The organism is Geomonas sp. Red276 (assembly GCF_054784495.1).
The window spans coordinates 1-8,047 of sequence record NZ_BLXW01000065.1; the positions used below are offsets into that span (position 1 = coordinate 1).

The following is an 8,047-nucleotide window of genomic DNA, read 5'->3' on the forward strand; positions in this document are numbered from 1 at the left end:
CTGATCGCTAAGTGGAAAATGAGGTTGGCGACGGTTGCAGCCAAACTGGAAAATTAGGCTGGCGACGGGGGTGGAAAATTTCGTTGGCGACAGCCCCCTTCAAACTGGCAAATTACCATGGCGGCCGACATACTAATAATGACTTCATATTATTTGTCCTCCGCCGATAAATTCTGAATGAATGCATCAACCTCCGATTGTTTGAACCGTACCAGCCTCCCGATGCGAACCGGCATCGGTGCTTTGTGCTTCTGTATCCAAAGATCGAGAGTCTTGACTGATATCGTGAGCAGCTCAGCCACCTGTTTTTTGTCGAGTAGGGTTTCCATGAGGAACCTCCGTCAATTAGATCGCGCAACTCGGTGCGCATATATGTTAATAACGGGGTTGTTCAGAATTGGAGAGAAGGCAGGGGAAAGGAATGCTATCGGGTGGAATTGAGATATGCGGGCAGCTGTCTACAACTCGCTACTATTCGCAAAACGTTCTGATATTATGAGGATTATCCTGGGGAGAGTGGGCTGGAGAGTCGGAGAGATGGTTATCTATCTGCCAGACTCGCTACCAGCGTAAACCCTGATTCCATGCGGCTTCTGGAGAGCGGTAGAGAGTAGTAGGGTTTCTCGGTGGGCACTGTCAAGTGGAAACCTCAGGCATCAACGTCGCGGTCGCCGGGCGACTTTCAGCACACGCGAGCAAACTACAGATCGTTTTGTTCGGGCTTGCGCTTTAATTGTAAACCATCACCGCGCCATTTTTCTGGAAGAGCCTTTTCTATTTCGAGCAATTGAGCAAATAGATCGGCAAGGTCGTAGCTTTCACCGTAGAATTTGAATACATCTCCGTCCATTGCTCGGAGGAAAACCTTTTCTGGAAAACCGCGTGTACCGGCTACAAGATTCATATCGAAGAATGGTTGCCCTTCATAATTTGAAAGCCAAGCATCCAATCGCTCATCAAAATGCTCCAAGTGATTTCTTAAACGACGAAGCGCCTTTAGGTCAACACCTGTCAAGTTAATACATTCTCGCAGGATTTGAAAGCGGGGATTTGAGGGCTTTGGTTCCAGAACTTTATCTACATTAGCGGCATGGACAACAAAATGGTGGACATGAAAGAATACTAGCGGGATGTCATTATCCTGTCTCGCTTGCTTGTACGCTGCAAAACACATTTTTGCGTAGTGAATTTGATGTACAGCTTCACTGACGTATATTCCGACCTTATCCATATAAACCGCAATACCTTTATTGTGTGGAATGATCAGCAGCCAAACTGTTCGCCAATTACCGGAATGTCCAATCTTAGTGACAGTTGCTAGGTCTTGTCAGGAAATGATTCTTCATGGCAGCCAAGCACATCCTCCTGTGTGATAGCCGAAAATGCGCGATCAAATTCTTTCAGAAGGAACCGAGCGGAAACGTTAGCCGATTCCGGATCATTCACGAATAGATCTCGATTGGCGATATCCCATCCTGCTGGACTGCGATTAGAGGTTACAGGGGCATTCTTCCCTGCTTTTTCCATTTTGGCAGCAGGCATACGGACCGAAGACAAAGTTTTCTTTAGCTGGATCAGCTCATATAGCATTTTTTCAGAAAAGCAGCTCTTTGCCTGACAGATTGTTCGCACTACTTCATAAGCGCCAAGTATCCATAACCACATCAAGGATTCCGCACGCATGACCCGGCCACTGTCGATGACCTGCTCTGAAAACCCCTCGTCAAGGTTCTCGGTTATTTCATCAGAGATAGCAAGCAGCACGTGTACTCGACCGGACAAGTAGTGGGAAAAGGCAATAAGCGGATCGCGATCAACGATCTGATCCCAAGTCGGATTGATCAGCGCACTCCTGAAACGATCACGCATTACCATTCACAAGCCTCATATCGCGGGCACCGATCTGACAGGTGTATCTGTCAGGTTGATCAACCTTTTTGGACAGCTTCTTCGCCATTTTTATATGTTACAGGTTGTTCTTCATTTCCGTCCAGAGACCAAAACTTCCAATGGCCGTCTTCCTTTCCATTAACATAAGATCCCGCAGATGCAAGTTGACCATTCTCATGGAAATCTCGCCAAACTCCAGGCTCTAAGCCATTTTCGTAATTGCCTTCTGACGCAACTATTCCGTTTTTGTGATAAGAAACGAATAATCCGTGGCGTATCCACCTCTGCCTATCTAGGCTCATACGTCTGCTATAACGAATCTTGATATTCCCATTTTCGTATGGAATCTCGGCTATGTGGAGTGTGGTTTGATTATCTATTTGGTCTTTTAACACTTTTCTGCCTTTTACTGATTTTTTTACTTATGGCCAGTGACTGGCTTTGCCAGATCAAATGGCAGGTTCGGTCTTCTGGCTCTTGCTGTGCTCCATGAGATTAATGATCTCTTGAACACGTTCCATAGTGATTCCGTTTCTTTGCTCAATGGATAAAGGGTGATCGGTTTTATCTGGCACAATGAGAGGTCTGATACCGTTGTCCCTGAGATGCACCATTGTCTTCATATAGAGCGTCTCTGGGTAACCTGGGAGCCGAGAACACAACCAACCGAAGAATGGACCAATATTACTCCGTTGTACTGATTCATAGCAATCTTGCCAGATAAAGAAATTTTCTTCTTTTAGTGACACCCACACCCCCCATTCAAAGAACTCGCCTGTGCCAACTACAGGCAGTTCGATACACCCACGGACGAAGAAGAAGCGATCAGCGATCACACAACTGTCCTGTGTGAGGAATACATCTTTATCAAGCTTATCATCCGGCACATCCCAGTATGGCGTTGGCCTGTCTGATCCATAGGATGGGATGCCATCGTGCTCTCTGCCGCAGGTTGTACAAGTGAATCGCATGGCTACCTCGCTGACCGATCACTTTAAGGCTGAATACAGGTTTTGTCGTGACGGCACAACACGTTGGGTTTGGCTGCATGCTAGTGAACGTCTTCGAGGACTCGGTATTCGAGGGAGAATCCTGCGGCCGCAACGACATCTTGTGCCTTCCTAAGGAACAGGTCGCCCCGTGGTGATGGCGAGTGCTTAAGGACGATGTCGAGACGAACACGCCGGTCCTTCGAGTTCGGATACTGCTCCAAGAGTTCTCCCTCTTCAACAAACGCAAGGTATGAGTTCAATTTTTCCTGCAAGGCCAGGAGATGGCTGTCTTCGTCCACCCACTCAAGATGGTCGGCGATAGTCAAGACGACCTGCCCACTAGCCTTGTCGATGCCGATGACATCAACGACTTTTGTTTCCTCTACCGTCACGGGTTACCATCCTCTTTAGCCTTCGTTTCGGCGAACAGCTTCGTGCTTTACCTGTCATTCGGCAGTTAGTACTGTACTGTCTGAGGTCTGGACGTCACCCCCCATGCTTCCATGGTAGCCCAGTTTTGGCCTCCTCAAGCGTGAACTCAGGAGGTGGCTTAGGCCACCGAGTGAGATTCTCCAACATAACAGCTGGGCATAACTTTGAGACATCGTAGAAGTCGTCTGAGAGCGGTGAGATACCGAACTGCTCCAAATACTCGATAAGAAGATCGCGCGTGAATCGGTCACGCTTGCGCGGGAGTTTGTACCGGTCGAACTTCTCAAAGGGGAAGCGAGGTCCTGCTTCCTCAAAGACCCAGCGACCGCCATCGTTAACTGCTGCAATAGTGCGCCGATAGCTGAGAGGCTGTCCCCCTCCCGACACCGGGGACGCATACACTTCCCAAATATTGCCTGGCCATTTCGCATCCGTAGGAGTGCAACAGATTCGCATCGCCAGCACGCCTAGCCGTTTGGAGAGAACAGACATTGCTGGACTGGGGTCAGAGCCAGCGATACCACTTTGGAAACAAGCTGTCCAGCCAGATTTGGTGGCAACAAACAGCCGACGACGCTTCTCCATGGACAGTGGCGATAGCGCGTCCAGTGCATCAGCGAAGCAAGTAACGATATTTTTTTGAGTATACTTCATCCCAAGCGATGCATGCCATGCTACCAGCTCAGAAACTACTTCCTTGACGGGAGCGTTAATGATGCCCATGTCCTTAGTTACAGGATGCCAGTGTTCGATTAGCACTCGCCTCTCCGATTGTCGTCTTACGTCGTAGGTGCTGACCTTGCATCTTTATCGGTCAGGTCCGGCGACAGCCTGTGAAGTGATCTACTCTATTGGACTCCAATCAGTAACCCTGGCCCATGGTTTGCCTTTTTCCTCCCTCTCGAACACTGCACCCTCACCTTCTTTGAGTGGTTCCAGAAGTGAAGGATCTCGATCCAACATGAAACCTACGTCCTGAAGACTTATGTTTCTCGCATCATCATTGTATTCTTCGGTCTCATGGCCAGTGAACATTCTCCATCCACTGTCTTCCTTTCGATCCGGTTTCTCTCGGTACAAAAAACGGACTGCTTCGCCTTTCATTAAGCACATTCTAGATACAAGTGCTTTGAGTTCAGACGAGTCAATCCAGCTAGGATCACCTTTCTTGATTATTGTTTGAGCAATGTGGCATGATTTGAACATTACTTCGTCACCAACCGTCAGGTCATCTATGTAAACAGGGACGTTCTCTAGGGTGCCTTTGTAAGGCTTAAACAACCCTTGTTCTTGGGTGATAGTCACCCACATCCGCTCAGCCCTTGGTTCATTCTCGCCTGGACTGTCAAGTAAGAAGTGAAGTCTTACAGAGCTGCCAATTTTCTGATTTTTGCGCTCTTCCGCCGAAGGAATAAAGAATTCATCTGGATGCTGCGAGGCTGTTTTCTCAGCATCCTCAAGCTTTAGGAATTTCGCCATTTCTATTCCTTCACATCTGACTTCGGCGTGACCTGCGCAGCACATTTTTGTCGCGTCAGGTCTGCGCCGTGGTTAGACATTCATTCGGTGATTTTTAGGCGTACTTGCGTGCCGTCAGGGAGATCAGCAATTTCACGTGCGATGTATCCCGAAGCAGTCACCAATTCGCAGAGGGCAATAGTTGCAAGGTTGGAGCCGCCGTACTCACCACCCAGGACCCCTGGGATCTTCAAGCAGTACTTGTAACCTGGCCGGAGGAGCCCCAGCTGTTTATTTGCCTCTTCCACGAGTGACGTCATGTACCAATCGTGCAGGAACTCCTGTTTTTGCGAAAGTTCATCTAGCTCGGGTCTGTTTTCTGCGACAACTTTGCAGTACAGGTCTTCAGGGCACAAACGCCAATATCTGCCCTTGGTGTCACGAATTATCAGATTACCGAAGTCATTTTCTCCAACAACTTCTTCTGGATCGATCCTGCCCCAGCCCCATGAATCTTTGATGGTTTGAATAATGCTCATAGTCTATTCCGCATAACTACTGACAGAGTTAGTTCATGGTTGTTTTGAACTTTGGTGCAATTGTTACGACTCTTGCCCCTTTACAGAGGGGATACGAATCTAAGACGTCCTGTATAAGTGTCTTCATTCTCTCAGCATTATCCCCATAGAGATACAGTGCAGTTTCGCGGGGACCTTGCCAATGGCTTTGCATGGAGCCGTGGCTCCCGAGTCTACTGTTGAATTTCTCAATAACGCGGTTCACATCCGATTTTTGGTAAACCTCCTCCGGCAGACTCACTCCGTCCAGGTAAACAGCAATACCTTCAGCCTTGCCGAAGGGAATTTCCTTCTGGGGTTCGGCCCCATGAATTCGCAGAATTGAGCCCTTCGGCGCACCAAGCTCTTCGAGTTTGCGTATAACAAAAGGCACGCCGACGTCAAGATCCGTCAGATCCACCTCAATGTCGATGAATTCGATCTCACCTGACTTCTCCTGCATTGTGCCGCCACCCGTAACTTCTCCCAACCTCCTTTGAGAAAGTGCCTCATTGAGTGGGTCCTCATATCGGTCACCTCGGTCGAGGGGCATCAGGAGATGGTTGAGTCGTGCGGTAATATGATGGGCTTCGCTGTCTTGGCCGACTTGTGCGGAAGGAACTTTATTGCACCCGAAGAGAGTTAAAAGTGAAGATATTATTGCCATGTAGATTAGGACTCCTTTCATAAGACCTTTCCCTTCTTTGGACTAACGGTTTTACGGATCTAATGCGAAGCGGAGTCATTTTGCATCCACTTGTTCGCTGTATAGCTCAGACCACGCGTCACGATCCTCTACGAGTTCATCGATTTCGGATTCGTCAGAATTCGCAATAAAAATTCCCAGCTTGATCTGTTGCTTCCCTAAGGCTAAAGCCCCCAGGATTGAACGTATAGCGAGGGGATCGTCCGTCTTCTTCAGATCACGCATAGCAACATCGATGATCTCACCCCACGCCAGATGGTACTCTTCTGCGAGCCAACCTGGCAGGGGGGGATTACCTTTCCTGTGCCTCTCGATCTCTATGGTTGAAAGGAGAGCATACACATTCCAATCGACATGTGATTTAGTCTTCTGAATCCGGACGAGGTAAGGAACGGCTGCATAGGAAGCTTCTCCGACGTCACCCTGATGGTGTAGCTCATCCCATAGCTCTTCCCATGCATCATCTACTGAGGTATCCTCCTCAATTTGTCGTAAGGCATGGCTTGCATCGTATTGGGTGCCGTATCCACCTTTAACCTGTTTTCCATTTGGGATCGTCGAGTGATATCATTCCCCCCCCCCCTCCGCGAACATCTCAAGGCTTAGCTGTGGTTAAGCTGAGTTGGACCCGCTTATTGACGATTACTCCACTGTCAACTGACGATACTTCTCATTCCACCAGATGACGAGTTCCTGATGCATTTTCAGGTCTATCCACGTCATGTTTTCTTTCGCGGCCGGATCTCCTCCAAAAACAATGGGTTGGACATACCATTTGATTTTTCCAGCATAGCGATTATCAGTTTCAAGCTGGCCCGATGAATATGCCTTTTTGTACTTTTCGAGATACTTCTGCCCAAGTGGTACAGCCGGAACGCGGTATTGATCGCCTGCCGAGTTCGTTACGATGAAATCGTCCCATCCGAGGATTGTCGTTATCATGTACCCTGGCAGGTACTTTTCGAGCTTGTACCCTTTGGTTATTTCGGCCTGTTCAAAATCTTCAAACAGAATCAGGTAGTCGTCGTCAATCCAGCCTTCTTTCATTTCATCTTTCCTACACCAACGGTTTTGAAAATCACCGGCCCACGGAACGCCGGTCCTGTGGATTGCCTGTTCGGCCTTTGGTTATGTTGGTCGTCTATTTCCCGGCGGTATGTTTTCTCCCGTATACTTTCCAGGGCGTGTAGCTCTATTGGCCTTCCAACCCTCCGTGTTCTGAAAACTCTCGTAGCTTATAGGGGAAACGTGCTCAAAAGATTCTCCAGTCTTCCGCTCAAAGGCTGTCGCTGCGAGAGATAAGATTGCTTCAAACTCCATGTTCTTGGGCATCTTGGTCGGATTCACCCTCACCTCAGAGAAAAAATCTCGACCATTAGCAACGACAACACAGCGACTGTAAAGGAAATCATCAGCGGAGATGTAATCGTCTCCATTATCTGGGTCAAGTTCACCTTTATAACAGGTTTTGCAATGCTCCCTTGTATCAAGAGCATGCAACTTCTCGGCAAGTATATCCTCAAACTTGAAAATATCGTTTGCTTCCATGGATGCGAGTGACTCGATGGCTGGTTCAAGAACTGCATCATCGTTGCCTGTCTCATCCCAATCAAATAGAGATACAGTTTCCCAGAAGGTTTTTTCGTCCATTGTTTTAGACTCCTTTTTTAGCCGAACGGTTCAAGGGGTCTTCGGCTTTCCGCGGTACCCCGTGTTTGGCAACTTCTTTTAATCTTCATCCTCAACCCAAATACATGCTGCAAATTCTTTTCCTAAAAAAAGCACACCTGCGTCAAAAGTTGAAACTGTTAAAGGGAAAGAGCTACAGCTACGCCTTGAATGATAATTTTCCCAATCACCATTTGTGTATAACGAGTCAGAGTTTATGCGGCGCGAAGCCGCCGCATAAACTTTGGTTGAGCTAAGCCGCTTTCGGCTCTCACGGCTACCTGGATTTTTATACGTGGTTTCTTTTAGCTGAGGGGCGATAATACGGGGTTTATGAATGGATT

Annotated in this window: 14 protein-coding genes; all 14 read right to left on the reverse strand. The window is 48.1% G+C overall.

The features are described from left to right. Positions 1–149 precede the first annotated feature (149 nt). Entirely contained in the window at positions 150–329 is a 180-nt protein-coding gene (locus ACYVL5_RS23085; protein ID WP_460597900.1) for a helix-turn-helix transcriptional regulator, read from the reverse strand. A 371-nt stretch (positions 330–700) separates the two neighbouring features. Continuing rightward, positions 701–1,231 (reverse strand): hypothetical protein, encoded by a 531-nt coding sequence (locus tag ACYVL5_RS23090; RefSeq protein ID WP_460597901.1) that lies wholly within the window; start codon positions 1,229–1,231, stop codon positions 701–703. Positions 1,232–1,317: 86 nt separating this feature from the next. Next, on the reverse strand, positions 1,318–1,875 hold the full coding sequence (locus tag ACYVL5_RS23095) for a hypothetical protein (protein ID WP_460597902.1): 558 nt from the start codon (positions 1,873–1,875) through the stop codon (positions 1,318–1,320). Positions 1,876–1,928: 53 nt separating this feature from the next. Further along, positions 1,929–2,285, reverse strand: a complete 357-nt coding sequence (locus ACYVL5_RS23100; protein WP_460597903.1) for a toxin-antitoxin system YwqK family antitoxin — start codon at positions 2,283–2,285, stop codon at positions 1,929–1,931. 54 nt (positions 2,286–2,339) lie between these two features. After that, the gene (locus ACYVL5_RS23105; RefSeq protein ID WP_460597904.1) at positions 2,340–2,861 is read right to left on the reverse strand and encodes a DUF2199 domain-containing protein; all 522 of its coding nucleotides are present in this window, start codon (positions 2,859–2,861) and stop codon (positions 2,340–2,342) included. A gap of 80 nt (positions 2,862–2,941) precedes the next feature. After that, positions 2,942–3,274 (reverse strand): DUF6572 domain-containing protein, encoded by a 333-nt coding sequence (locus tag ACYVL5_RS23110; protein WP_460597905.1) that lies wholly within the window; start codon positions 3,272–3,274, stop codon positions 2,942–2,944. A gap of 94 nt (positions 3,275–3,368) precedes the next feature. Continuing rightward, a complete protein-coding gene (locus ACYVL5_RS23115; RefSeq protein ID WP_460597906.1) occupies positions 3,369–4,073 on the reverse strand; it encodes a hypothetical protein in 705 nt (234 codons plus the stop codon). An 84-nt stretch (positions 4,074–4,157) separates the two neighbouring features. Continuing rightward, complete coding sequence (locus tag ACYVL5_RS23120) at positions 4,158–4,793, reverse strand: immunity protein Imm33 domain-containing protein (protein WP_460597907.1); 636 nt, start codon at positions 4,791–4,793, stop codon at positions 4,158–4,160. A gap of 80 nt (positions 4,794–4,873) precedes the next feature. After that, the gene (locus ACYVL5_RS23125) at positions 4,874–5,311 is read right to left on the reverse strand and encodes a T6SS immunity protein Tdi1 domain-containing protein (RefSeq protein WP_460597908.1); all 438 of its coding nucleotides are present in this window, start codon (positions 5,309–5,311) and stop codon (positions 4,874–4,876) included. A 28-nt stretch (positions 5,312–5,339) separates the two neighbouring features. Beyond that, positions 5,340–6,017: a hypothetical protein gene (locus ACYVL5_RS23130; protein ID WP_460597909.1), complete on the reverse strand. Its 678-nt coding sequence runs from the start codon at positions 6,015–6,017 to the stop codon at positions 5,340–5,342. A gap of 54 nt (positions 6,018–6,071) precedes the next feature. Next, positions 6,072–6,377, reverse strand: coding sequence for a hypothetical protein (locus ACYVL5_RS23135; protein WP_460597910.1), 306 nt, complete (start codon positions 6,375–6,377; stop codon positions 6,072–6,074). Positions 6,378–6,677: 300 nt separating this feature from the next. Next, complete coding sequence (locus tag ACYVL5_RS23140) at positions 6,678–7,082, reverse strand: hypothetical protein (RefSeq protein ID WP_460597911.1); 405 nt, start codon at positions 7,080–7,082, stop codon at positions 6,678–6,680. A gap of 81 nt (positions 7,083–7,163) precedes the next feature. After that, positions 7,164–7,685 carry a DUF4240 domain-containing protein gene (locus ACYVL5_RS23145; RefSeq protein WP_460597912.1) on the reverse strand — a complete coding sequence of 174 codons (522 nt, stop codon included), beginning with the start codon at positions 7,683–7,685 and terminating at the stop codon, positions 7,164–7,166. Between the two features lie 78 nt (positions 7,686–7,763). After that, on the reverse strand, positions 7,764–8,047 hold a 284-nt coding region (locus ACYVL5_RS23150), incomplete at its 5' end, for a hypothetical protein (protein ID WP_460597913.1).

What these genes read in the sequence shown, in the direction of transcription:
- ACYVL5_RS23145 (WP_460597912.1), bottom strand. Translation starts at nt 7,685, where the DNA reads ATGGACGAAAAAACCTTCTGGGAAACTGTATCTCTATTTGATTGGGAT.
- ACYVL5_RS23105 (WP_460597904.1), bottom strand. Translation starts at nt 2,861, where the DNA reads ATGCGATTCACTTGTACAACCTGCGGCAGAGAGCACGATGGCATCCCA.
- ACYVL5_RS23140 (WP_460597911.1), bottom strand. Translation starts at nt 7,082, where the DNA reads ATGAAAGAAGGCTGGATTGACGACGACTACCTGATTCTGTTTGAAGAT.
- ACYVL5_RS23085 (WP_460597900.1), bottom strand. Translation starts at nt 329, where the DNA reads ATGGAAACCCTACTCGACAAAAAACAGGTGGCTGAGCTGCTCACGATA.
- ACYVL5_RS23125 (WP_460597908.1), bottom strand. Translation starts at nt 5,311, where the DNA reads ATGAGCATTATTCAAACCATCAAAGATTCATGGGGCTGGGGCAGGATC.
- ACYVL5_RS23095 (WP_460597902.1), bottom strand. Translation starts at nt 1,875, where the DNA reads ATGGTAATGCGTGATCGTTTCAGGAGTGCGCTGATCAATCCGACTTGG.
- ACYVL5_RS23120 (WP_460597907.1), bottom strand. Translation starts at nt 4,793, where the DNA reads ATGGCGAAATTCCTAAAGCTTGAGGATGCTGAGAAAACAGCCTCGCAG.
- ACYVL5_RS23130 (WP_460597909.1), bottom strand. Translation starts at nt 6,017, where the DNA reads ATGAAAGGAGTCCTAATCTACATGGCAATAATATCTTCACTTTTAACT.
- ACYVL5_RS23090 (WP_460597901.1), bottom strand. Translation starts at nt 1,231, where the DNA reads ATGGATAAGGTCGGAATATACGTCAGTGAAGCTGTACATCAAATTCAC.